1 protein-coding gene is annotated in these 660 nt (G+C 66.7%); it reads right to left on the bottom strand.

Annotated elements, in window-relative coordinates:
- The coding region (locus tag ACOADB_RS04620) for an MlaE family ABC transporter permease (RefSeq protein ID WP_378596755.1) at window positions 1-658 on the bottom strand (658 nt) is incomplete at its 3' end.
- Window positions 659-660: the final 2 nt, after the last annotated feature.

The raw sequence follows: 660 nt of genomic DNA, 5'->3' as shown, positions 1-660 counted from the left end.
GGCTCTGCAACAGGAACAGGATGTAGTTGAAGCCGCCGCCGGACACCGAGCTGAGCAGGTCGACGAAGAACAGCTTGCTGGCGACGAAGAAGACACCGAGCGAGGTGACGAACAGCGCCGGCAGCACGATGATGCTGGCGATCACCCGGCATCCGACGAGGTAGGGCAGCGACCGGACCCCCATCACGTCCATCGCGTCGATCTCTTCGCTGATCCGCATCGCGCCGAGCTCGGCCACGATGCCGCAGCCGTACTTGGCGGCCAGCACCCAGCCGAACACGATCTCGACGACGCCGCGCATCATGGGCACGGCCGGGATGGCGGCGACGTAGCTCTCCAGCCCGATGCCCTCGAAGAGGAAGGAGCCCGTGATGCCCAACAGCGCGCCGAGCATGAAGAGCATGAACAAGATGACCAACGCGTTCGACCGGATCAGGGTCGAGCACTGCCGCAGGATCTCGCCGGGGTAGAGCCGCACGCAGACGGGCAGCTCCTTGACGACACGGATGCCGAAGGCAATGAGCGAACCGGCGTCCTCGAAGGGGCCGCGCATCCTGCTCGACTCCGCGAGACGCAGGGCAGTCCGCTCGGATCGCGTGGAGCGCCGGCCGGGGCCCTCGCTGCCCGCGATGCTCTCAACAGGGACGGTGTCGGTCATCG

Origin of the sequence: Nocardioides sp. CPCC 206348 (assembly GCF_048654705.1) — a bacterium.
GTDB lineage: Bacteria > Actinomycetota > Actinomycetes > Propionibacteriales > Nocardioidaceae > Nocardioides.
The sequence above is the reverse complement of the archived record's forward strand: the minus strand, read 5'-3'. Positions and strand labels throughout refer to the sequence as shown.